Below are 21195 nucleotides of genomic sequence, written 5' to 3'. Positions count from 1 at the left end.
TCCGCGCGATGCGCATGGCTCACTTGCGCGGCTTCGCCCGCAGCGTCGGATCGGCCTCGCGCGGGTCCTCGGGCCACGGGTGCTTGGGGTAGCGCCCGCGCATATCCTTGCGCACATCGGCGTAAGAGCCCTCCCAGAACCCGGGCAGGTCCATCGTGACCTGAATGGGTTTGTGGCCGGGTGACAGCAGCGTGATCCTGAGCGGCAGGCGTTTCGGGCCGACCGTCGGATGGGTGGTGACGCCGAACATCTCCTGCAGACGGATCTCGATGCCCGGCGCCTCGCCAGCGTAGTCAATGGGCACACGACGGCCGAGCGGAGTTTCGAAATGCGCGGGGGCAAGACGGTCCACCAGCTGCATCTGCTCCCAGTCGAGCGCTGCGCGCAGCGGATCGGTGAGGTCGAGCTTGCGCAGGTCGGCCTCGGTCCTCGCCTTGCCGAGATAGGGCAGAAGCCAGTTCTCGGCGGAGGCCAAAAGCCCCTCATCGGAGAAATCGGGCAGATCGGCCCCCTGCCCGCGCAGCAGCTCCACCCGCGCCTGCAGCCGGCGCGCCGCCGCGCTCATCGGCAGGCCGATCTGGCGCAATCCTGCCAGCGCGCCTTGCGCTACCGCCTCGCGCGGGGCGTCTTTCCACACGCGATCGTCGAGGACCAGCGCGCCGAACCGCTCCTGCTTGCGCGCGATCACGCGGCCCTCTCGCTTGGACCAGTCGCAGACATCCTGCCATGCGATCTGATCCGCGTAGAGGCGACGAAGCTCGGCCTCGGAGATCGCGATGCCTTGGCGCACTTTCGCCTCGCGCGGATCGCCGTCGAGATCGCTCACCACGATAAGGCGTTGCGCGCCCAGCGGATCGCCTTCGGCCACCACCGCCCCTTTGCCGCCCGAGAGCACGTAGCGCGGCGCATCCCCCTTGCGGCGAAGCCCCACACGGTCAGGGTAAGCGAGCGCGAGTTGCTCGGCGGAGGAATAGGTCTCGGGCGCTGCAGTGGCGAGGCGGGCCAGCCGCTTCGCCTCGGATCGGATACGCTCGATTGTGCCGCGATGGGGCGTATAGGGGTGGTGCGCCTCCAAGCGCTTCGGGTCGCGAATCGCGCTGAGGCGCAGCGTCAGGTCAGCGGGCGCGCCACGCAGCGGATCGCGTTCGGCCAGAAGGGCAGCAAGCGGTGCCGCCTCGGGGCCCGCGGTCAGCAGCATGTGCCCGAGGCGCGGGTGCAGCGGCAGTTTGGCGAGCTTGCGCCCGTGTTCCGTGATCAGCCCCGATTTCAGCGCGCCGAGTTCTTCCAGCAAAGCGCGCGCCTCGGCCATCGCAGGTGCAGGCGGCGGCGTCAGGAAAGCCAGATCGCCACCATCGGTGCCCCAGACCGCGAGTTCCAGCGCAAGTCCGGTCAGGTCGGCGACCTCGATCTCGGGCGGGGCGAAGGCGGGTAGCGCGCCCTCCGCGCCCTTGGTCCAGAGCCGGTAGCAGATGCCCTCGGCCACGCGCCCCGCGCGGCCCCGGCGCTGCTCGGCTTCGGCGCGGGAGACGGGTTCGGTGACCAGCCTCGCCATGCCGGAGCTTGGGTCGAACCGCGCCCGGCGTGCGCGGCCGCCGTCGATCACGACGCGGATGTCTTCGATGGTCAGAGAGGTTTCCGCTATGGCTGTGGCGAGCACCAGTTTGCGGCCCGAGGGCGCGGGCGCGATGGCGGCGCGTTGGGCGGCGAATTCCATCGCGCCGAACAGCGGGCGGATCGCGATGTCATCGGCCAAGCGGCCCTTCAGCAGCCCTTCGACGCGGCGAATCTCGCCCTCGCCCGGCAGGAAGGCCAGAAGGCTCCCGTCGGTGGCCTCCGCGGCCTCGGTGATCAGCCCAGCCATCGCGGCCTCGAACCGCATCGAACTATCCACCGGACGGTCCAGCCAGCGCGTCTCGACCGGAAAGGCCCGCCCCTCCGACACCACGATCGGCGCGTCGTCGAGCAATGCCGCCACCGGCTCTGCATCGAGCGTGGCCGACATCACCACCAGCGCCAGATCGGGCCTGAGCGCGCCGCGCACCTCCCATGTCAGCGCCAGCCCCAAGTCTGCGTTCAGCGAGCGTTCATGGAATTCGTCGAAGATCACGCAGCCGATGCCGGTCAATTCCGGGTCGGATTGCAGCACGCGCGTCAGGATGCCTTCAGTAACGACCTCGATCCGCGTGGATTTCGAGACCTTCGCCTCGCCCCGGATGCGGTAGCCGACCGTCTCGCCAACCTTTTCGCCCAAAGTGTCCGCCATACGCTCGGCGGCGGCGCGCGCGGCCAGCCGGCGCGGCTCCAACATGACGATCCGGCCCTTGATCTGGTCGAGCAGCGCGAGGGGCACGCGGGTCGTCTTGCCCGCGCCCGGCGGCGCCATCAGCACCGCGCGGCCATGCGATGACAGCGCCGCCCGCAGATCGGGCAGCACCACGTCGATCGGAAGAGAAAAGCGGTCTGTGTTCACCCGCCCCTTATTGCCGAGTGAGACGACCTTTTCCATAGAGCGTGTCGGTCTCGATCTTGTCGACCTGCAAACCGCCATTCGGGCTCGGCTCGTAATAGAGGGTGAAGGCGAAGCGGGACTTTTCCTTCATGTCCTTCTCGGAGAAGCCCGCGAGGCGGCGATATTCGCCCGAACAGACGATGTTCTTGCCATCGGGCTTGGGCTCGAAGAGCCGCACCTGCGAGCGCCGCGCGCCGTCATACATCTTCACGTCGAGCTTGCAGGCCTCGTCGCGCGGCACGTCACGCAGCACCGCATAGAGCGCCGTCAGCGGGTCGACCGTGCCGCCCTGTTTCGCGGGATCGACATCCCGGGGCGAGGGCTTGCGCGGTGGCTGCTGACTGACGGAAACCGGCGTGCCGTTATTGTAGATGATCTGGTGCTTGGACTTGCGTCCCGGTGCGTCGTCGACCTCTGAATATTTCATCGGGGTGAACTTCTGACCGTCATAGAGGCCGGAGACACTGGCCGAAAACTTGATTTTCCGCAGCAGCCCCACGAGGCCCGCCGTCTGCAACACGCCGTTCGCGCCATAGGCACCGTCGGTGATCTTGCCGTTGATCGCCAGCTCACCCGCGCGGATGCCCTTGAGCACCACGTCGAAGACGATCTTGTCGCTCTGATCGGCGCGCGCCGGCGCCGTGCCCAAGGGCGCGACTAGCAACGCTGCGCTCAGGATCGCAGCCACCGGGCGCGACGCAAGGCTCGATAGAAATCTCATTGGTATCCTCTTGTCAGGAATTTCCCATTCGCTCTGGACATAGGTCGCAGGGTGCAGGCAAGTAACCGATAAGTCTTCACGTCTGATGTCATTTTTGACACGAACACCCAAAATCAGCGAAAGCCTGCCGATGACCGATCAAAGCCCCGCCGACCTCGCTCCGCGCATTCTCGCCTCCGATCGTCGCGCTCTGGCGCGTGCGATCACGCTGGTGGAATCCGGGCGGGCGGAGCATCGCGCACAAGCGGTCGAACTGCTCGATACGCTCGCAGGTGAAGGGCGTCAGGCGCTGCGGATCGGGCTTTCGGGCACGCCGGGAGTGGGCAAATCGACCTTCATCGAAGCCTTCGGGATGATGCTGACCGGCAAGGGGTTGAAGGTCGCCGTGCTGGCGGTCGATCCGTCCTCGGCCCGCTCCGGCGGCTCGATCCTCGGTGACAAGACCCGTATGGAACGTCTGTCGCGCGATCCCAACGCCTTCATCCGCCCCTCGCCCTCACAAGCGCATCTCGGCGGCGTCGCGCGACGCACCCGCGAAGCGGTGAGCCTCTGCGAGGCGGCGGGCTTCGACGTCGTCCTGATAGAGACCGTGGGCGTCGGCCAGTCCGAGACGCTGGTAGCCGAGATGGTCGACCTGTTCGTTCTGCTGATGGCCCCGGCTGGCGGCGACGAGCTGCAGGGCGTCAAGCGCGGCATCATGGAGATGGCCGACCTGATCTTGGTGAACAAGGCGGATGGCGATCTGAAACCGGCCGCCATGCGGACGGTCTCGGATTACGCGGGCGCGCTGCGGCTGCTGCGCAAGCGCCCGCAGGACCCCGAGGGTTTCCCCAAGGCGCTGCCGGTCTCGGCCATGGAGGAGAACGGGCTGGAGAAAGCATGGGAAGAAATGACCGCGCTAGCCGAATGGCGCCGCGCGAACGGGCATTTCGATCAGCGCCGCGCCGAGCAGGCGCGGCACTGGTTCGAGGCTGAGGTCCGCGAGGGCCTCCTCGCGCGGTTGCGCCAAGATCCCGAGATCCGGGCGAAAATGCGCGAATTGGGCGACGCGGTGGCCAGCGGTGAAAGCGCGGCCTCTGCAGCTGCGGCCGTGATGCTGGAGCAGTTGGGCGGCTGAGCGCCGCTCTGCCCGGCTTACATATCGCCTTCTTTCTTATCCATGGTGGGCTCGGTATGTTCCGGCTCGCCGTGGGTCACGTCTTCATGTGAAATCTCCGGTGTGGAGACAGGCGCGGGATCCTGCGCAGTCTCGGTCGGCTGATCGCGGCTGAGATCGACCGGGACGTCGACGACCATCAGTCCGGTTTTCTCGAAACGCAGATTGAGCGTGACCATGTCACCCTGATGGAGCGACTGCTTCAGCCCCATGAACATGACGTGATCGCCGCCCCGCTGCAGGACATGCTCGCCCTTGGCGGGAACCTCGAAGCCTTCCTTGACTTCGAGCATCTGCATCGCGCCGTTCGGCCCCTGCTTGTGCGTATGCAGTTCGACACGCGCGGCAACGTTCGAGCTGACCGAGACGAGCCGGTCGTCGAGATCGGAGATGTTCTTGATCTCCATGAAGGCCGCCGCCGATTTCGACATCGGGGTCGAGACCCGGACATAAGGGTCGATGATCTGGATCTGGTCAGCGGCGAAGGCGGGGAGAGCGACGGCGATCAGCGCCGCGCTCATCAGGTATTTGCGGATCATTCATGTCTCCTGAGGCTGTATTCGTCTGAAGGCTGGGGATCAGACGGCTGCAGGCGGACCACGGGCGCGCGGCACCACGAAGGCCTGCGCCTGCGCGCTCTCGAGCTCGACCGTCTGCAGCCTGCGCCCCTCGCCCTGCGGCGGAGTCGGCAGGGCCGGAGCGACTGCGACGGCGGCCATCATCGCCAGCACCATGTCGGGACAGAGATGCACGGGGCCAGTCGGGTTGCCCTCGGCATCGACGCTGATCGTGGTCACGCCATAGCCGGTGCAGATCACCACCTCGCCCGCGACACGCGCCTGCCCGCGCGCAACCGCCATGGTCATGCTGGTCATGGCCAGCACGAGCGCCGCGACGATCCCGATCATTAGCTTGAAGCGCGTCCTCCACATGGCGCTCACACTAGCGTGAGGATGTGACGATGGGAATGCGACAGTTCAGCCGAACAAAGCAAAAACCCCGCGCCTCGGCGCGGGGTTTTCGAAAATTCCGATCCGGAAAGGGATCAGGCGGCAGCCTGAGCTTTCGCGATCGCTTTCTTGATCTTCAGAGCGTTCACCGAGAGGTCCGCATCCTTCGCCTTGGCGAGGAACGCGTCGAGACCGCCGCGATGGTCCACCGAGCGCATGCCGGCTGCGGAAACGCGCAGCTTGAAGCTCTGGCCCAGAGTATCCGAGATCAGGGAAACATCGTTCAGGTTCGGCAGGAAGCGACGACGCGACTTGTTGTTCGCGTGGCTCACTTTGTTGCCCGTCGTGGGGCCCTTGCCGGTCAGTTCGCAAACGCGCGACATGGCATTCTTCCTTCGTTTCTTACCTGGCCGAAGTTACGCGAATCGCGCGCCCGGCCCCAACATGAAAAGGCGCCGCTTGGCAGCGCCCGAAAATCTGTTGGCGCGGAATACGGCCAATGGCGCCTCGCGTCAAGTCGCCCAGGCCGATTTTATACACCTTCCCCACCGCTTCAGGGGCGGTTTCACCACCCGCGCTGAGCCAGATGGCGCAAACCCTGGGTCACATCGGTGCGCACGGCCAATCTCAGCGCCGGTTCGTCGCCCGCCCGCAGAGCGGAGAGAATCATCCGGTGATGGCGCGGCGGCTCGTTGCGCTGCAGCTTGGTATAGACCGCGCGCATCGTCGGCCCCAGCTGCAGCCAGACGGTCTCGATCACCGCGAGCATCGCGGGCGCCTGCGCGCGCAGATAGAGCGTGCGGTGGAATTCGAGGTTGGTGCGGATGTAGCCGACCGCATCCTGTTTCGCGACGGCCTCGGCATTGGCGACGTTGATCGCACCGAGACGGTCGATCAGCGCGAGGTGGGCGCGCGGCAGGGCACGGGCCGACAGTTCCGGCTCGATCAGCGCCCGCAGCGCGGCCAGCTCCTCGATCCGTTCGTTGGACAGCTCCGGCGTGGTTACCCGCCCCGAACTCGACAGCGTCAGCGCGCCTTCCGCAACCAGCCGCCGCAGCGCCTCGCGCGCGGGAGTCATGGAGACACCGTATTGCTTGCCCAAACCCCGCAACGTCAGCGCAGTGCCCGGCAGCAACTCCCCCACCATGATCTGCTGGCGCAAAGTGCGGTACAGCCGATCATGGGCGGCGGTCTCGATGGGGCGTGTGGAAATCGTTGTCATTCGCTTTTTGTGATCACGTTGCCGCCGCGGGTCAATCGCGAAACCGGATCGCATGGAGCGCGGAGCCTTCGCGCTTGAGCCATGCGCGCTCTGCCTTGAAGCTCGGCCGCAGGGATTCGACGACGCGCCAGAAGGCGGGCGAGTGATTCATCTCCTCCAGATGCGCGACCTCATGGGCCGCGACATAATCCAGCACGTCCGGCGGCGCCATGATCAACCGCCAGCTATAGGAGAGCGCTCCGGTCGAGCTGCAGGACCCCCAGCGCGAGCGGGTGTCGCGAATCGTGATCTTCGCGAAGTCACGCCCGATCTCGGAGGCGTAGCGCGCGGTCGCCGCATGCAGTCTCTGACGAGCTGCGTGTTTGAAGAAAGTCTCGACCCGCACGCCCAGCCGTGCCGGGTCTTCGGGCACGAGGAGGCGCGCGCCGTCGATCTTCGGGCTGCGCAGCGACGCGGGTTCGAGCATCAGCATCTGCCCCTGGAAGGGGACAGCTTGTCCGAATCGCACGGCCTGCGCGGGCGGGATCGCCCCGAGCGTCTTGCGCAGCCATTCGGTTTGCGAGCGCGCGAAGGCCAGCGCCTCTCGCTCGGACGCGCCCCGCGGGATCGTGAGCGCCACCCGCCCGTCGACCCGCGACACCCGCAATGAGAACCTGCGCGCGCGCCCGGAACGGCGCATCACCAACTCCACCTCGGGCAGTTCGGGAATGTGAGGTGGGCGGGACAGGGGCATTCTCCGGCAGGTTCGGTCACGAGGCGCGGCCATCGGGTCGCAGCCCCACAAGAAAGGCGCGAAAAGGCTTTGACACCCTGCGCGGCATGTGGCAGTTGGCTGCGACTCTGCTGGATATAAGTGCGCAGGAGAATTCCATGCCGAAAGAGGAATGGGGCGTCAAGCGTCTGTGCCCGCATTGCGCGAGCCGCTTTTACGACCTGAATAACGACCCGATGACCTGCCCGGTCTGCAACAACACCTTCACCCTCGAGGCTCTGACCTCGGGCAGCGGTCGCACGCTCGTGACCGACAAGACGTCGTCGCAGAAAGATGACGACGTCAATCTCGACGATGACGATCTCGACGACGATAACGGCGACGTGGATCTCGACGACGATCTGCTCGACGATGACGACGATGACGACAATGTCTCGCTCGATGACATCGCGGATGTCAGCACCGAGGACAAGGAAGACAACTGATCGGCTGGGCCGCTCGGACGAGAGATCAAGGCGCAACGGGAAACCGTCGCGCCTTTTTCTTTTTCCGGACGTGAGGCCGCGCCTTTCCCGCTCCCCCCTTGCCCCGACGCGCCCTCTACGCCAGCGCCGCTCAGGTGACGCACGGGAATACGCAGCGGACGAAAATTTCCCCCGCCTTCACAACAAATTCCTCTTGCGCCGCCCCGACGCTTTGCCTATACGCCTCCCCACACAGCGGGCCTGACCCGCTGGACCTCCGGTGGGGCCATAGCTCAGTTGGGAGAGCGCTTGAATGGCATTCAAGAGGTCAGGGGTTCGACTCCCCTTGGCTCCACCAAACAAACTTCCGAAAACGCATCCGATCACATCGCGCTTGTCGTGAGAAGTTTGCCGTTCGCCGCGCGCCGGCGCGGTCCGGTCGCCGTGCGCTTAGGCTCCCCCGCATAGGGCTTTCTTCCGCCGGCGAACGACACCGTGAGGACGTGGAGTGCGCGCCAACGCAGCCTTGTCGACCTCAATCGGTGCCAGCGCGCGCTTCGTGACGCGACCGACACAGGCGTTGTACTTCGTCGAGTAGCGTCCACCGAGGTCGACCTTTGCGCGCCGCCAACTCACTCGTGCGCGCGGTCTGATCGTCGGAGAACGGCCGCCCGCGATCGCGACGATAGCTTCTTCGCGCTGGGGCTCGTAGCCCGTTGCGCGTCTTCGGACGGAAAGCGTGGTTTCTGCGACATTTCGGGGCCACGGAGAAAATCGCTCACCATGTGCCGCACTTGTGGCTGGCCTCGACAGGCGACGTGCTCAGCGCGCCGCCAGCAATTGGCGTAGCGTGATGCGGGCCATGGGTCAGGTCTCCTCCGAAAGATATGTCTTGATGATCTCGACCTCTTCCGCCGCGCCGAACACGAGCGGCACGTTCTGGTGCGGCGCCTCCGGTACGAGATCGAGGATGCGCTTGGTGCCATCGGTGGCGCGGCCGCCTGCCGCTTCGATCAGACAGGCGATCGGCACCGCCTCATAGGCCAGCCGCAGCCGCCCCGCGCGATAGCCTTCGCGCCGGTCCGCCGGATAGAGGAACGCGCCACCTTTGAGCAGGATACGGTGCAATTCACCGACCGCCGCCGCCAGCCAACGCATGTTGAAATCGCGCCCGCGCGGGCCCTCTGCCCCGGCGCGCAACTCGGCGGCCCAGCGTTGCAGCCCCGGGCTCCAATGGCGCTCGTTCGAGGCGTTGTAGGCAATGGTCGACGCTTTGGGCGACAGCCGGACATCCTGCGCCGTCATGCGGAAGTCCTCGCCGTCATAGGTGGCGATCTGCACCCCCTGCCCGGCCGTGAACCCGAAATCCAGCGAATGCCCGAAGGAGGCATAACCCGCCGCGATCGCCTCCGAGCCCGGACGCCGGAAATCGGCAGGTCCGGTCGGATAGATCGCGAACAGCATGCCGAGCGGCGCGCCGATACCGATCGAGCCCGACCCGTCGATCGGATCGATCGCGAGATCGAATTGGCCTTCCGGGTCGAGCAGTTCGACCTCTTCGGCCTCTTCCGACAGCATGTGCCGCACACCCAGCCCGGCAAGCGCCGCAATGATGTGGTCATGCGCGCCAACATCGAGCGCCTTCTGCACATCGCCGCTCTCATTCTGACCACAGGGCGCGGCCGGATCGCCGGGCAACCTGCCCGCCGCGAGCCGCTGCTCGATCGGCGGCAAGGCATTCGCCAGCGCGGCGATGATCTCTCCAAGCCCGCCAGCAGGCAGGCAGTCACGCAGGTGCGCCGCCTGCGAGGGACGGTCGTTCGGCAAGGTCAGCATGTGGGAATTCCGTCAGTGAGTTGGGACCGGGCGGCGAACCGCCCGGCCCTCGGGAGTTCGCTCAGACCGTCGTGTGATACTTGGCATCGACCGCGTCAATGGCCTGAACGTTGTCCGCCGATTCCCCCTCGGGATCGAAGGACGAGGCCAGGAAGGCATCGGCGATGTCTTTCGCGAGCTCCACGCCCAAGACCCGCGCGCCCATCGTGATGATATGCGCGTTGTTCGAGATGCCGCAGTCGGTCGCGACGCGCAAAGCCACGCAAATCGCACAGTCGAGCGCGAGGCCGGGTCCCGGCGGCGTGATACTCCGGACACCACTCACCTAAGCCTCTGCCATACGTCATGCGCAACGTCTGGGACTGCAGCCACGCCAGCGCTTGACAGCTATCACCGCGCGCGTAACCGCATCAGTGGCGTGCTGATCATCTATATTTCGGAAGGGAGAGAAATGGCGGACCCGGGACGATTCGAACGCCCGACCCCTTGATTCGTAGTCAAGTGCTCTATCCAGCTGAGCTACGGGTCCGCTTATGTGGGGCGATGTAACGGCCACGTCGGAGCGATGCAAGAGCAAATTCGCGGCAATTTCGCAAAACCGTCAAAATTCCCGGATGCCCTCGCGGCAGCCCTGCGGATGGGTGCATCGCTGCCGGCGCGAAACCCCGCACGGGCTCAGGAGATTGCGCCGGCGCCCTTCTCGGAGACACAATCCAACGCGACATCGGAGGGCAGGAAGATGCGAAACTCGGTGCCGCTCCCATCGGTCCGAACGAGGTCCAGCCGCCCGCCATGGCCACGAATCAACTCCGCGGCAATAGCGAGGCCGAGCCCCGTACCGCCCGCTCGGGTGCCCCCGGTGAACGGCTTGAAGAGATGTTCGCGGGCGGTCTCGGGCAGTCCGGGGCCACTGTCCTGCACGCGAATCCACCAACCTTCGGAATTCTCGCCTGCGCCGATCTCTACCGTACCGTTCTTTCCGGTGGCCTCGATCGCCTGACGGGCATTGCGCACGAGGTTGTTGAGCACGCGGTAGAGCTGCTCGCGGTCGGCACGGATTACCAGGTTCGGCGGCATGTCGGTGACGAAATCGACGACCGGGCCTTCGCTCGGGTGTTCCTCGTTTTCCAGAACTTCCTGCGCCAGCTCGCCGAACATGAAGCGCGACAGCGTCGGCGGCGGTTCCTTGGCCTTGCCGAAGGCGAGCGTCGTTTCACACAGGTTGATCGCGCGCTCGATCGAGCCGGTCAGCTTCGGCGCCGCGCGCTTCACGCCGGGATCGTCCGAGCTTTCCATACGGTCGGCGAAGAGCTGCGCCGTGGTCAGGATGTTGCGCAGGTCGTGGCTGATCTTGGCGACCGCTTGCCCCAGCTGTGCGAGACGCTCCTTCTGGCGCAGCGACGCGGTGAGCTGCTGCTGCATCGAGGCCAAGGCCTCTTCCGCCACGCGCAGTTCCTCGACGCTGGCCTGCGGGGTTATGATACGCCGCGCGTCTTCGGGCGCGTCCGCGTAGGATGACATATGCGCTACAAGCCGCTTGATCGGCACGACCATCAGCCGCCGCACCAGCAGGAACAGCAGAACGGCGGTGATCACGGAGAAGACCGCCGAGATCGACAAGAGCCGTAGCCCGTATTCCACCATCGCGATCCGCATCGGCTCGGTCGCGAGCGTCACCTCGATCACGATGCCGCCCTTCTGCACCGGCTGCCCCAGCACCCGGATTACGCGATCCTCGGAATCGAAGAGCGCATGCACCGCGTCACGGATGCGCGTCCATTCGGTCGAATCGCGCAAATCGTAGGTTTCGGTCACGGGCGAGGGAATCGGAGAGGACAACACCAGCTGCCGCGCCGCATCTCTGCGCAGCACGACGTTGAAGACGCCCGCGTTGGAGAGCAGTTCCTTTTCCAGATCGGGCGCGATGGTGGTGTCTGTGGTCAGCAGCGCGAGCGAGGCGATTTGCGCCCGCTCGAGTCGCGTAAGAAGATAGTCCTCACGGAAATTCGCTAGCCCCGGCAAAAGGATCAACGCCTCGGCGAGCACCACGAAAACCGTGGTCAGGATCAGAAACCGTCCTGAAAGAGTGTTCACTTTCATCGCCTATCAAACGCAGAGCCGCCCCGCAGCGTCGGCCTGTCCCCTTCACTGTCACTCTTGATGCACCGCCCGTCAGGATGCAAGGATGCCATCCTGCGCGTCAGCCGCTCTTTGTGCACAAGATAGGTGGCTCGCACGAAAGGCAAAACCCCGTGAGCGGTCACGATCCATGCGAAGCGACCGAAAAAGCCGGAAAAAACCCGCTTTCGCGAATTGACTTGCCGGGGAGAGGTCACTAAAGAGCGGCTTCGAAATGCTATCTGGCCCTCGAATCCTGTTTCTGGGCCCGAACCGGAGTGAAAACGATGAAACGCACGTTCCAGCCGTCGAACCTCGTTCGCGCCCGTCGCCACGGCTTCCGCAGCCGCATGGCCACGAAGGGTGGACGCCGGGTTCTCAACGCCCGTCGCGCGAAGGGCCGTAAGCGTCTGTCGGCTTAAGGCCGTTACAGCCGCGACTGGCTTTTGACGCCGCCGGATGCTTTTCGCAGGTCGGGCCCTCGGGTCGGATCGGTGAAAAGACCGGCGGCTTCGCTATTTTGCGCGCCGTTTATTCGCCGGAGGTCCCCTGATGGCCGCCATACGCTCAGATGATCCGACTCGCCCGACCGCGGTTCTGCGGCAGCGGGCGGATTTCCTGAAAGCGGCCTCGGCGCAGCGTAAGGGGATGCCCGGCTTTCTGCTGCAGGCGCGCAAACGCCGCGAAGACGAGCCCGTCGCCCCCGATCTGATCCGCGTGGGGTTCACCTGCTCGAAGAAGCTCGGCAATGCGGTGGCGCGCAATCGCGCGAAACGCCGCCTGCGCGAAATCGCCCGCGCCGTTCTGCCCAAGGCGGGTCGGCCGGGCTGGGACTATGTTCTGGTCGGGCGCCCCGAGGCGACCGCAACGCGCGACTTCGCCGCCATGCTGGCCGAATTCGAGACCGTGCTCACGATCATTCACGATTTGCCGATCACCCCGCCGAGACCGCGCAAACCCAAGGGGAGCAAACGCAAATGAGCCCCCTCGCCCGAATCCTCGCCCTGCCGGTTCATGCCTATCGCTTGCTGCTCAGCCCCTGGATGGGGCACGGCTGCCGCTACCAGCCGACTTGCTCGGTCTATGCGCTCGAAGCGCTCGAGAGGCACGGCGCACTGAAGGGGGGATGGCTTGCCGGGAAACGGCTCCTGAGCTGCCACCCCTGGGGCGGGCATGGCTACGACCCGGTGCCTGGCGCCGATCCCGAACATGACGCCGCCCATCGTTGCGCCCATGCGCATGACGCGAAGGACACTCCAGATGCTTGATGACGAAGACAGCCCGATCCATCCGCTTTTCGCAGGAGCGCCCTCGACGACCGAGTTCAAGAAGCTGCGCAAGCGCATCGTGCGCGAAACCCGCGAAGCGATCGAGAAATACGGCATGATCGAACGCGGTCAACGCTGGCTGGTCTGCCTGTCGGGCGGCAAGGACAGCTACACGCTGCTGGCCGTGCTGCACGAGCTGCAATGGCGCGGGCTGCTGCCGGTGGAGCTGCTGGCCTGCAATCTCGATCAGGGCCAGCCGGGCTTCCCCGCGACCGTGCTTCCGGAATTCCTCGAGAAGATGGGCGTGCCGCACCGGATCGAATATCAGGACACCTATTCGATCGTGATGGACAAGGTCCCGCAGGGCCGCACCTATTGCGCGCTTTGCTCGCGGCTGCGGCGCGGCAACCTCTATCGCATCGCGCGCGAGGAAGGCTGCTCGGCCGTCGTGCTGGGTCATCACCGCGACGACATTCTCGAGACTTTCTTCATGAACCTGTTCCACGGCTCGCGCCTCGCGACGATGCCGCCCAAACTGCTGAATGAGGAAGGCGATCTCTTCGTCTATCGACCGCTCGCCTTCGTCGCGGAGGAGGATTGCGAGAAATTCGCCCGCGCGATGGATTATCCGATCATCCCTTGCGATCTCTGCGGCTCTCAGGACGGGCTGCAGCGCCAGCAGGTGAAGATGATGCTCGACGGCTGGGAGAAGAACACCCCCGGCCGCCGCAACAAGATGTTCAAGGCGCTACTCAACGCGCGCCCCTCGCACCTGTGCGACCCCGCGATCTTCGATTTCGCGGGGCTCGAGCGGCGCGCGGAGAGTGAAGCGGATTTTAACGAAAACGTCCCGGTTTTGCGCGAGCGCGATTAACCGGCTGAATACCAATTGCGCCTAACCTCGCCTGCGAAGGGGGCTCCTGAGGGGCCTGCATGTGCCACGGGGGTAGGTGTCATGGGAAAGGACGGGGGCAAGCGCGCCGCCCGCAAATCAGAGCTGCGCGCAAAATATCACGGCAAGCCGGGGCCGGTTCTGCTCCGTCGCGAGATGATCGCCTTCGTACCGGCCTGTGGGCTCGCCCTGCTTTGGGTGGGGCCCGAGGCGATGGTGTTGATCGGCCTTACCGCGCTTCTGGTGGGATGGATGACCCGCCCCCTGCCTGTCCCGCTTGAGACTGACGAGGAAGGCTGCGACCCCGCTACCGGCCTGCTGCCGCCAAATGCCGCGATCTCCGAAATGGCCGCATCCCTGCAAGACGCGCGGGCGCGCAATCGCCCGACCGGCTGCCTGATCCTCGGCCTCGACGCGCCGGAGCAGGCGCTTCGGCGCCTGCCGGCACGGGACTTCGACCTGCTGCTGCGCCGGATCGGCGAGCGGCTTCAGGGGCAGCTGCGCAGCGGCGACGTAGTCACCCGATGGGAGGGTGCCCGTTTCGCGGTCCTGCTGCGCCCGACGCCACGCCTCGGGCTCGAGGGCATGATCCAGCTTTGCGGGCGCCTGCAGGAAGCGGTAAGCGAGCCTTACTCGATCGCGGCACAGACCGAACAGATCACCATGCATATCGGCTTTCACCTCGTGGGCCGGAGTGATGCGTCTCCTGCCCATCGCGAGGACGCCGCCACGCTGGCCAAGGCCGAAGCGCACGCCCATGCGGAGGCGGAGGCGGCCCTGTCGCGCGCCGAAACCGCCGCCGAGCGCGCGATGCGCAGCGGCCCCGGCGCGATCCGCTCCTCCCGTTCCAACAAGATCGTCATGAAAGAGCCGGGCCCGCACCCGCTATCCGCCAGCGTGGGGGAGGCACTGGAGGCCGGGCATATAAAGGCGTTCTTCCTGCCGCAGATATCCACCGATACCGGGGACATCGTGGGATTTCAGGCAATCCCGCGCTGGCTTCACGCGCAGCGCGGGATCCTGACCGAAAGCGAGATTCTTCCCGCGATCGAAGCTGCAGGGCTCGGCGCGCGCTTCTCCGAGGTGATGCTCTACGCGGCCTTCGGTGCGCTGCGCGACATCTCGCGCGACGGCAGCGACTTCGGCCCGGCCTCGCTGCCATTCCTGCACGGCCAGATGGGCGACCCGAGACTGGCCGAGCGGCTGGCCTGGGAATTCGACCGGTTCGGGATCGCCCCGAACCGGCTGCGGCTGATCGTCCCGCAGGCGATGGTGGCGCGGCTCGACGATCCGGTTTGCTGTCGCACCCTGCACGAAATCAAACGCCTCGGCTGCCTGATCGAACTGGCGGGGTTCGGCTCCGGCCCCGTCTCGGCAGAAACGATCCACCGGCTCGGACCGCAGCGGCTGCGCATCCATCGCTCGCTCACCGCACAGATCGACCACAACACCGAACACCAGCGCCTGACCGCCGCGATCGTATCGATGGCCGAAGGTCTGGGGCTGAAAACGCTCGCCGAAGGGGTGCCGGGTATCGCCGAGCACGCGATGCTGTGCCAGCTGGGCTGCTCAGCGGTGCAAGGCCCGGCGATCGCCGCCCCGATGCCGATCAGCGAATTTCTCGATTGGGCAGAACGGCACCGCACCAAGCTCGCCGCGACGCCGCAAATCGGCCGGGGTTGAGCGGCCCCGCAGACCGCGCTCCGCCGCCGCGCGCCCGGCATCGTGACCAAGCACGCAGAGGCAAACCGTGCCCGATCGATCGTTTCAAGGGAAAATGGCTTGACCTTTGGCTGCCCCTTCTGTTGAACCCATGCAAGTTTTCGACAGGCTTGTGGACTTAGGGTTTCATGGACAACCAAAACAAGAATCTCATTCTCGCGGTGGTACTCTCCGCAGTCGTGCTGGGCGTCTGGACCTATTTCTTCCCGCCCACGCAGGACACGACGACCCCGCCGAGCGAGGTGACCACGCAACAGGCCGCGACGCCCGAAAGCACTGATATCGCACCGAAGTCTGCGGCCGACACCACCGGCGCGCCGGTCGATACGGCGACCATGTCGCAAACCGCGAGCGCCCAAGCCCAAAGCGCCGCGCGCATCGCGATCGACACCCCGGCGGTCGAGGGTTCGATCTCGACTCTCGGCGGGCGCTTCGACGACCTGTCGCTCAAGAAATACAAGGAAACGCTGGCGAAAGATTCGCCGGACGTGCGTCTCCTCTCGCCCATCAGCGGCAATACGGACAATTCGACCCTGCCCTATTACGTCGTATATGGCTGGCTGCCCGCGGGCGGTCTGCCGGGCGATCAGGTGCCCGGCCCGAATACGGTCTGGACGCAGGTCGGCAACGGCAAACTCACGCCCGACACGCCTGTGACGCTTCAGTGGGACAACGGCCACGGCCTGACCTTCCAGCGCGAGATCTCGGTCGATGACAAGTATCTCTTCACGATCAAGCAGTCGGTGCAGAACGGTACCAACGCCGCCGTGAAGCTTGCCCCATACGGTATCATCGCGCGTCACGGCATCCCCGAGGAGCGCCGCGTCTACGTGCTCCACGAAGGCCTCGTGGCGATGGATGACGGCAATCTCCAAGAGATCAAATACAAGAACATCACCAAGCTCGATAACAAGGGCGCCGAGGGTCAGGCCGAGATCAAGCAGGTGAAGGACGCCGGCTGGACGGGCTTTACCGACAAATACTGGCAGACCGTTCTGGCGCCGATCTCGGGCCCCTTCACCTCGGTGGTGAAATATTCGGGCGAGAAGTCCGACATCTACCAGACCGAGACCCGCCTGCCGGTGATCGACGTCGCGCCGGGCGCCAAGGGTGACGCGCAGACCCACCTCTTCGCCGGTGCGAAGGAATGGGAAACCCTGCGCGACTATCAGGACAATGTCCCGATCCCGAAATTCGTCGACTCGCTCGACTGGGGCTGGTTCTACTTCCTCACCAAGCCGATGTTCCGCCTCCTGCACTTCCTGCATGGCGCGATCGGCAACATGGGCTGGGCGATCATCGCGCTGACCTTCATCATCAAGCTGATCGTCTTCCCGCTGGCACGAAAGTCCTACATCTCGATGGCGCGCATGAAGGAACTGCAGCCCGAGATGGAGAAGATGAAAGAGGCCGCTGGCGACGACCGCCAGAAGATGCAGCAGGGCATGATGGAGCTCTACAAGAAGCACAAGGTGAACCCCGCCGCGGGCTGTCTGCCGCTTCTGATCCAGATCCCGATCTTCTTCTCGCTCTATAAGGTGATCTACGTCACGATCGAGCTGTATCACGCGCCGTGGATCGGCTGGATTCACGACCTATCGGCCCCCGATCCGACCTCGATCCTGAACCTGTTCGGCCTTCTGCCCTTCGCAGCGCCCGATCCGGGCTCGCCGCTCTTCATCCTGTCGCTCGGTATCCTGCCGATCCTGCTGGGTGTCTCGATGTGGTTCCAGCAGCGCCTGAACCCGGCGCCGACGGACAAGACTCAGGCGATGATCTTCGCGTGGATGCCGTGGGTCTTCATGTTCATGCTGGGCAGCTTCGCCTCGGGCCTCGTGCTTTACTGGATCACGAACAACACGATCACGTTCATCCAGCAGTACACGATCATGTCGATGCACGGGAAGCGGCCGGACCTGTTCGGCAATATCAAAGAGAGCTTCTCGCGGAAGAAACCCGCCGAAGAGAAGAAATGAGCGCAACGCTCTCTCGCATCTACCGACATCCGATCAAGTCGATCGGGGTAGAGGAACTGAAGGACGCGTCCCTTGAAGAGGGGCGCGTCTTGCCTTGCGACCGGGAGTGGGCGGTGCTGCATGAGCGCTCCAAGATCGGTGTCGATGCAGAGGGGCGCGCGGATGGCTGGGGCCAGAAGATCAACTTCGTGATCGGACGTTCCGCGGCGGGCCTGATGGGGGTGACGTCGCGGATGCTCGAGAACGGACACATTCTGCTGGAGCACCCCGAGCAATGGCATCTCGAGATCGATCCCGAGCGTGAGCTCGACCAGCGCAAACTGTTGGAATGGCTGCGCCCGTTCTGGCCCGAGAGCGCGCCGCGCCCGACCGCGCTGGTACGCGGCCCCGACCGGGCTTTCACCGATGATCCCCTGCCCTATGTCTCGCTGATCGGGCAGGCTTCGCTCGACGATCTCTCGGCGCGTGTGGGCAAGCCCATCGACCGCCGCCGCTTCCGCGCCAATCTCTGGGTCGAGGGCTGGGAGCCCTTCGCCGAGATGGACCTGATCGGGAAAACGGTACGCGTGGGCGAGGCGGAGCTGCAACTGCGCGCCTGTATCGGGCGTTGTCGCGCGACGGACGCCAGTATCGAGACGGGCGAGCGCGACATCGACATGCTGGCAGAGCTGGAACGCCATTACGGGCATACTGACCTTGGCGCATTCTGCCTCGTCACAAAACAGGGCCGCATCGCGCGCGGCGACAAGATCGAGGTACTCTGATGGAGTTGAATTTCCCGCTGGCCGAAGAGCCCGACGATTTCGCGCGTGAGCGTGGGCGCAAGCTGTTCGCCGCCCCCGTCGATTTCCTCAAGGGCGTCGTCGCGATGAAGGGGCTACCACCCGCCGACCGCATTGAGGTTTGCTTCGCGGGACGATCCAATGTCGGCAAGTCAAGCCTGATCAACGCGCTCACGAACCGCCGCAACCTCGCGCGCGCATCGAACACGCCGGGCCGCACGCAGGAGATCAACTATTTCACCACGCAGGACGGACCCTATCTGGTCGACCTCCCGGGCTACGGCTTCGCGCAGGCCCCGGTCGCGGTGGTCGCGAAATGGCAGGCGTTGCTGAAGGATTACCTGTCCGGCCGCGCAACGCTGCGGCGCGCCTTCGTGCTGATCGACACGCGCCACGGCGTCAAAGCGGTGGACGAGGAGATCCTGACGCTGCTTGACCGCGCCGCCGTCCCATTTCAGGTCGTGATGACGAAGGCCGACAAGGTCAGCGCGAAAGATTGCGAAAAGGTGCTGGATCAGGTGCGTAAGGCGCTGGCCAAACACCCCGCCGCCTTCCCCGAGATCGTACTGACCTCGTCCGAAAAGGGCGAAGGGATCGAGACGCTGCGCGCGATCATCGCCGGGCTGGAGTGACCCCCTGCCCGGCTTCTGTCGTCACTTGCCGAGGCAGTAGCGCATCACCGCCTTTTGCGCATGCAGACGGTTCTCTGCCTCGTCGAAGATCACCGAGGCTGGGCCGTCCATGACGCCGCTCGTCGCCTCGTCATTGCGGTGCGCGGGCAGGCAATGCATGAAAAGCGCGTCGGGCTTGGCGTGGCTCATCAGCTCCTCGTTGACCTGGTAGGGCCGCAGCTGGTTGTGGCGACGCTCCTTTGCGGATTCCGGATCATGCATCGACACCCAAGTGTCGGTGACAACCAGATCGGCGCCTTCGACCGCCTTGATCGGATCGCGCTCTATCGTGATCGGGTGCCCCGCCTTCTCGGCCAAGTCGAGCCACGCACGCTCGGGGTCGAGCGTTTCCGGCCCGGTGAAGGTCAGATCGAAGCCGAACTGCGCCGCGGCATGGGCGAAGCTGGCGAAGACGTTGTTGCCGTCGCCCGACCAGACCACCTTCTTTCCCGCGATCGGCCCGCGCTTCTCTTCATAGGTCATAACATCGGCCATGATCTGGCAGGGATGAGTGCGGTCGGTCAGGCCGTTGATCACCGGCACCGAGGCATATTCGGCCATCTCGAGCAATGTTTCCTCCTCGAAGGTCCGGATCATGATCAGATCGACGTAGCGCGACAAAACCCGGGCGGTATCGGCAATGGTCTCGCCATGGCCCAGCTGCATATCCGCGCCCGAGAGCACCATCGATTGCCCGCCCATCTGACGCACGCCGACATCGAAGCTGACGCGGGTCCGGGTCGAGGGCTTCTCGAAGATCAGAGCGACCATGTGCCCGGCGAGCGGCTGCTCGTCATCGGGCGCGCCTTTCGGACGACCGTTGCGGGCCTGCTTCATCGCGATGCCCTGGTCGATCATGGACCGCAGCGCGGCGGGGTCGGTTTTGTGGATATCGAGGAAATGGTTCATCGGTTTGTCTTTCGTGGAGGGGCCTGAGGGGCTGTCCGCCCCGCTGCGCTCCCGCGCAGCCCCCGAGGATATTTACGCCAAGAGGAAGTCAGGCGGCCTTTTCGAGTTGCGACGCGGCGGCATCGAGCCGGGTCACCGCCTCGGCCAGATCGGCCTCGGAAATGTTCAGCGCGGGCAGCAGGCGCAGCACGTTATCCGCCGCCGGGACGGTCAGCAGGTGCTGGTCATAGGCGGCGGCCACGAGATCGGCCGGCGCGCGCTTGCATTTGAGCCCCAGCATCAGTCCGGTGCCGCGCACGCTTTCGAACGTGTCGGGATGCGCCGCGATCAGCCCTTCGAGCTTCTGGCGCAGGAAACCTGCCTTGGCGTTCACCTGGTCGAGGAAAGCGGCCTCGGAGACGATCTCCATCACCTTGGCGCCGACCGCGCAGCCCAGCGGGTTACCGCCATAGGTCGAGCCATGCGTGCCCGCGACCATGCCGGAGGCGGCCTCCTCGGTCGCCAGCACCGCGCCCAGCGGGAAGCCCCCGCCGATGCCCTTCGCGACCATCATGATATCGGGCGTGACGCCTGCCCATTCATGCGCGAACAGCCGGCCAGAGCGGCCCACGCCGCATTGCACCTCGTCGAAGATCAGGAGCGCGCCGGTCTCGTCGCAGAGATCGCGCAGCCCTTTCAGGCATTGATCGGGCACCGGGCGGATGCCGCCTTCGCCCTGAATCGGCTCGATCAGGATAGCGGCGGTCTTGTCGGTGACGGCAGCCTTGAGCGCCTCGTGATCGCCCCAGGGAAGCTGGGTGAAGCCGGGCAGCAGCGGGCCGAAGCCCTTCACCATCTTTTCCGATTTCGGCGTGGCCGAGATCGCACCGGTGGAGCGGCCGTGGAAGGCGCCCTCGAAGGTGATGATCTCCACCCGGTCCTCGCCTTTCGAGGACCAGTATTTCCGCGCCATCTTGATCGCGAGTTCCGCAGCCTCGGTGCCGGAATTGGTGAAGAAGACCGTATCGGCGAAGGTCTTCTCGACCAGCGCATCGGCCAGCGCCTGCTGTTGCGGGATCTGGTAGAGGTTCGAGACGTGCCAAAGCTTCGCGGCCTGCTCGGTCAGCGCCTCGACCAGTTCCGGCGCGGCATGACCCAGCGCATTCACCGCGATCCCAGCGCCCATATCGAGATATCGGTTCCCGTCCGCCGTCTCGAGCCAGGAACCTTCGCCCTTAACGAAGGCGAGCGGTGCGCGATTATAGGTCGGCAGGACGGAGGGGATCATCGGGGTCAAGCTCCAGTAAG

Annotated in this window: 22 protein-coding genes and 2 tRNA genes; 11 read left to right on the top strand and 13 right to left on the bottom strand. The window is 65.2% G+C overall.

Annotated features, from left to right (window positions below; all coding sequences use genetic code 11):
* Positions 1-19: 19 nt before the first annotated feature.
* Both hrpB and B6V72_RS07655 read right to left on the bottom strand, forming a co-directional pair.
* On the bottom strand, positions 20-2470 hold the full coding sequence (gene hrpB / locus B6V72_RS07660) for an ATP-dependent helicase HrpB (protein WP_240497701.1): 2451 nt from the start codon (positions 2468-2470) through the stop codon (positions 20-22).
* Between the two features lie 7 nt (positions 2471-2477).
* Positions 2478-3230 (bottom strand): DUF3108 domain-containing protein, encoded by a 753-nt coding sequence (locus B6V72_RS07655; protein ID WP_088721945.1) that lies wholly within the window; start codon positions 3228-3230, stop codon positions 2478-2480.
* Between the two features lie 130 nt (positions 3231-3360).
* On the opposite strand from B6V72_RS07655, the gene meaB reads away from it, so the two are divergent.
* A complete protein-coding gene (gene meaB, locus B6V72_RS07650) occupies positions 3361-4347 on the top strand; it encodes a methylmalonyl Co-A mutase-associated GTPase MeaB (RefSeq protein ID WP_088719093.1) in 987 nt (328 codons plus the stop codon).
* Positions 4348-4364: 17 nt separating this feature from the next.
* Here meaB and B6V72_RS07645 read toward each other — a convergent pair whose 3' ends face one another.
* The 5 genes from B6V72_RS07645 to B6V72_RS07625 form a co-directional block, all read right to left on the bottom strand.
* Complete coding sequence (locus B6V72_RS07645; RefSeq protein ID WP_075776202.1) at positions 4365-4925, bottom strand: copper chaperone PCu(A)C; 561 nt, start codon at positions 4923-4925, stop codon at positions 4365-4367.
* A gap of 39 nt (positions 4926-4964) precedes the next feature.
* On the bottom strand, positions 4965-5294 hold the full coding sequence (locus B6V72_RS07640; protein ID WP_088735255.1) for a hypothetical protein: 330 nt from the start codon (positions 5292-5294) through the stop codon (positions 4965-4967).
* A 137-nt stretch (positions 5295-5431) separates the two neighbouring features.
* A complete protein-coding gene (gene rpmB, locus B6V72_RS07635; protein ID WP_075776204.1) occupies positions 5432-5719 on the bottom strand; it encodes a 50S ribosomal protein L28 in 288 nt (95 codons plus the stop codon).
* A gap of 182 nt (positions 5720-5901) precedes the next feature.
* Positions 5902-6558, bottom strand: coding sequence for a GntR family transcriptional regulator (locus B6V72_RS07630; RefSeq protein WP_075776205.1), 657 nt, complete (start codon positions 6556-6558; stop codon positions 5902-5904).
* A gap of 31 nt (positions 6559-6589) precedes the next feature.
* A complete protein-coding gene (locus B6V72_RS07625) occupies positions 6590-7291 on the bottom strand; it encodes a SprT family zinc-dependent metalloprotease (RefSeq protein WP_088719095.1) in 702 nt (233 codons plus the stop codon).
* Positions 7292-7428: 137 nt separating this feature from the next.
* Here B6V72_RS07625 and B6V72_RS07620 point away from each other — a divergent pair, with 137 nt between their 5' ends.
* Together B6V72_RS07620 and B6V72_RS07615 are read left to right on the top strand one after the other, a co-directional pair.
* Positions 7429-7755, top strand: coding sequence for an FYDLN acid domain-containing protein (locus B6V72_RS07620; protein ID WP_075776207.1), 327 nt, complete (start codon positions 7429-7431; stop codon positions 7753-7755).
* Positions 7756-8016: 261 nt separating this feature from the next.
* Positions 8017-8092, top strand: a tRNA-Ala gene (locus B6V72_RS07615).
* Between the two features lie 509 nt (positions 8093-8601).
* On the opposite strand, the gene B6V72_RS07610 is transcribed toward B6V72_RS07615, so the two are convergent.
* From B6V72_RS07610 to B6V72_RS07595, 4 genes are all read right to left on the bottom strand, one after another.
* Positions 8602-9570, bottom strand: coding sequence for a class 1 fructose-bisphosphatase (locus tag B6V72_RS07610; RefSeq protein WP_088719096.1), 969 nt, complete (start codon positions 9568-9570; stop codon positions 8602-8604).
* 61 nt (positions 9571-9631) lie between these two features.
* Positions 9632-9895, bottom strand: a complete 264-nt coding sequence (locus B6V72_RS19375) for an RpiB/LacA/LacB family sugar-phosphate isomerase (RefSeq protein ID WP_240497700.1) — start codon at positions 9893-9895, stop codon at positions 9632-9634.
* Between the two features lie 127 nt (positions 9896-10022).
* Positions 10023-10099 (bottom strand) — tRNA-Arg (locus B6V72_RS07600).
* A gap of 146 nt (positions 10100-10245) precedes the next feature.
* Positions 10246-11670 (bottom strand): HAMP domain-containing sensor histidine kinase, encoded by a 1425-nt coding sequence (locus B6V72_RS07595; RefSeq protein ID WP_075776230.1) that lies wholly within the window; start codon positions 11668-11670, stop codon positions 10246-10248.
* A 305-nt stretch (positions 11671-11975) separates the two neighbouring features.
* On the opposite strand from B6V72_RS07595, the gene rpmH reads away from it, so the two are divergent.
* The 8 genes from rpmH to yihA all read left to right on the top strand — a co-directional run bounded on the left by rpmH (position 11976) and on the right by yihA (position 18960).
* Positions 11976-12110, top strand: a complete 135-nt coding sequence (rpmH, locus tag B6V72_RS07590) for a 50S ribosomal protein L34 (protein WP_075776231.1) — start codon at positions 11976-11978, stop codon at positions 12108-12110.
* Between the two features lie 130 nt (positions 12111-12240).
* Positions 12241-12669: a ribonuclease P protein component gene (gene rnpA / locus B6V72_RS07585; RefSeq protein WP_077701152.1), complete on the top strand. Its 429-nt coding sequence runs from the start codon at positions 12241-12243 to the stop codon at positions 12667-12669.
* Entirely contained in the window at positions 12666-12956 is a 291-nt protein-coding gene (gene yidD / locus B6V72_RS07580; protein WP_075776232.1) for a membrane protein insertion efficiency factor YidD, read from the top strand. Before rnpA ends, yidD begins: the two co-directional genes overlap by 4 nt.
* Positions 12949-13830 (top strand): tRNA 2-thiocytidine(32) synthetase TtcA, encoded by an 882-nt coding sequence (gene ttcA, locus B6V72_RS07575; RefSeq protein WP_075776233.1) that lies wholly within the window; start codon positions 12949-12951, stop codon positions 13828-13830. The genes yidD and ttcA overlap by 8 nt, the downstream gene beginning before the upstream one ends.
* A gap of 81 nt (positions 13831-13911) precedes the next feature.
* On the top strand, positions 13912-15531 hold the full coding sequence (locus tag B6V72_RS07570) for a GGDEF domain-containing protein (RefSeq protein WP_088735254.1): 1620 nt from the start codon (positions 13912-13914) through the stop codon (positions 15529-15531).
* 167 nt (positions 15532-15698) lie between these two features.
* Positions 15699-17546 (top strand): membrane protein insertase YidC, encoded by a 1848-nt coding sequence (yidC, locus tag B6V72_RS07565; RefSeq protein ID WP_088724661.1) that lies wholly within the window; start codon positions 15699-15701, stop codon positions 17544-17546.
* Positions 17543-18310 carry an MOSC domain-containing protein gene (locus B6V72_RS07560; RefSeq protein ID WP_088735253.1) on the top strand — a complete coding sequence of 256 codons (768 nt, stop codon included), beginning with the start codon at positions 17543-17545 and terminating at the stop codon, positions 18308-18310. Before yidC ends, B6V72_RS07560 begins: the two co-directional genes overlap by 4 nt.
* Positions 18310-18960, top strand: a complete 651-nt coding sequence (gene yihA / locus B6V72_RS07555) for a ribosome biogenesis GTP-binding protein YihA/YsxC (RefSeq protein WP_075776237.1) — start codon at positions 18310-18312, stop codon at positions 18958-18960. Before B6V72_RS07560 ends, yihA begins: the two co-directional genes overlap by 1 nt.
* Positions 18961-18981: 21 nt before the next feature.
* On the opposite strand, the gene argF is transcribed toward yihA, so the two are convergent.
* Together argF and B6V72_RS07545 are read right to left on the bottom strand one after the other, a co-directional pair.
* Positions 18982-19908 carry an ornithine carbamoyltransferase gene (gene argF / locus B6V72_RS07550; RefSeq protein ID WP_075776238.1) on the bottom strand — a complete coding sequence of 309 codons (927 nt, stop codon included), beginning with the start codon at positions 19906-19908 and terminating at the stop codon, positions 18982-18984.
* Between the two features lie 88 nt (positions 19909-19996).
* Positions 19997-21175 carry an aspartate aminotransferase family protein gene (locus tag B6V72_RS07545; RefSeq protein ID WP_088735252.1) on the bottom strand — a complete coding sequence of 393 codons (1179 nt, stop codon included), beginning with the start codon at positions 21173-21175 and terminating at the stop codon, positions 19997-19999.
* Positions 21176-21195 lie beyond the last annotated feature (20 nt).

This window comes from Thioclava sp. F34-6, assembly GCF_002213235.1.
In the GTDB taxonomy this organism is placed as follows: Bacteria; Pseudomonadota; Alphaproteobacteria; order Rhodobacterales; family Rhodobacteraceae; genus Thioclava; species Thioclava nitratireducens.
Note: the sequence above shows the minus strand (reverse complement) of the source record. Positions and strands in the feature narration are given on the sequence as shown.

Coding starts and splice junctions, on each gene's coding strand:
- B6V72_RS07655 (WP_088721945.1), bottom strand. CDS start 3,230: ATGAGATTTCTATCGAGCCTTGCGTCGCGCCCGGTGGCTGCGATCCTG.
- meaB (WP_088719093.1), top strand. CDS start 3,361: ATGACCGATCAAAGCCCCGCCGACCTCGCTCCGCGCATTCTCGCCTCC.
- B6V72_RS07645 (WP_075776202.1), bottom strand. CDS start 4,925: ATGATCCGCAAATACCTGATGAGCGCGGCGCTGATCGCCGTCGCTCTC.
- B6V72_RS07640 (WP_088735255.1), bottom strand. CDS start 5,294: ATGATCGGGATCGTCGCGGCGCTCGTGCTGGCCATGACCAGCATGACC.
- rpmB (WP_075776204.1), bottom strand. CDS start 5,719: ATGTCGCGCGTTTGCGAACTGACCGGCAAGGGCCCCACGACGGGCAAC.
- B6V72_RS07630 (WP_075776205.1), bottom strand. CDS start 6,558: ATGACAACGATTTCCACACGCCCCATCGAGACCGCCGCCCATGATCGG.
- B6V72_RS07625 (WP_088719095.1), bottom strand. CDS start 7,291: ATGCCCCTGTCCCGCCCACCTCACATTCCCGAACTGCCCGAGGTGGAG.
- B6V72_RS07620 (WP_075776207.1), top strand. CDS start 7,429: ATGCCGAAAGAGGAATGGGGCGTCAAGCGTCTGTGCCCGCATTGCGCG.
- B6V72_RS07610 (WP_088719096.1), bottom strand. CDS start 9,570: ATGCTGACCTTGCCGAACGACCGTCCCTCGCAGGCGGCGCACCTGCGT.
- B6V72_RS07595 (WP_075776230.1), bottom strand. CDS start 11,670: ATGAAAGTGAACACTCTTTCAGGACGGTTTCTGATCCTGACCACGGTT.
- rpmH (WP_075776231.1), top strand. CDS start 11,976: ATGAAACGCACGTTCCAGCCGTCGAACCTCGTTCGCGCCCGTCGCCAC.
- rnpA (WP_077701152.1), top strand. CDS start 12,241: ATGGCCGCCATACGCTCAGATGATCCGACTCGCCCGACCGCGGTTCTG.
- yidD (WP_075776232.1), top strand. CDS start 12,666: ATGAGCCCCCTCGCCCGAATCCTCGCCCTGCCGGTTCATGCCTATCGC.
- ttcA (WP_075776233.1), top strand. CDS start 12,949: ATGCTTGATGACGAAGACAGCCCGATCCATCCGCTTTTCGCAGGAGCG.
- B6V72_RS07570 (WP_088735254.1), top strand. CDS start 13,912: ATGGGAAAGGACGGGGGCAAGCGCGCCGCCCGCAAATCAGAGCTGCGC.
- yidC (WP_088724661.1), top strand. CDS start 15,699: ATGGACAACCAAAACAAGAATCTCATTCTCGCGGTGGTACTCTCCGCA.
- B6V72_RS07560 (WP_088735253.1), top strand. CDS start 17,543: ATGAGCGCAACGCTCTCTCGCATCTACCGACATCCGATCAAGTCGATC.
- yihA (WP_075776237.1), top strand. CDS start 18,310: ATGGAGTTGAATTTCCCGCTGGCCGAAGAGCCCGACGATTTCGCGCGT.
- argF (WP_075776238.1), bottom strand. CDS start 19,908: ATGAACCATTTCCTCGATATCCACAAAACCGACCCCGCCGCGCTGCGG.
- B6V72_RS07545 (WP_088735252.1), bottom strand. CDS start 21,175: ATGATCCCCTCCGTCCTGCCGACCTATAATCGCGCACCGCTCGCCTTC.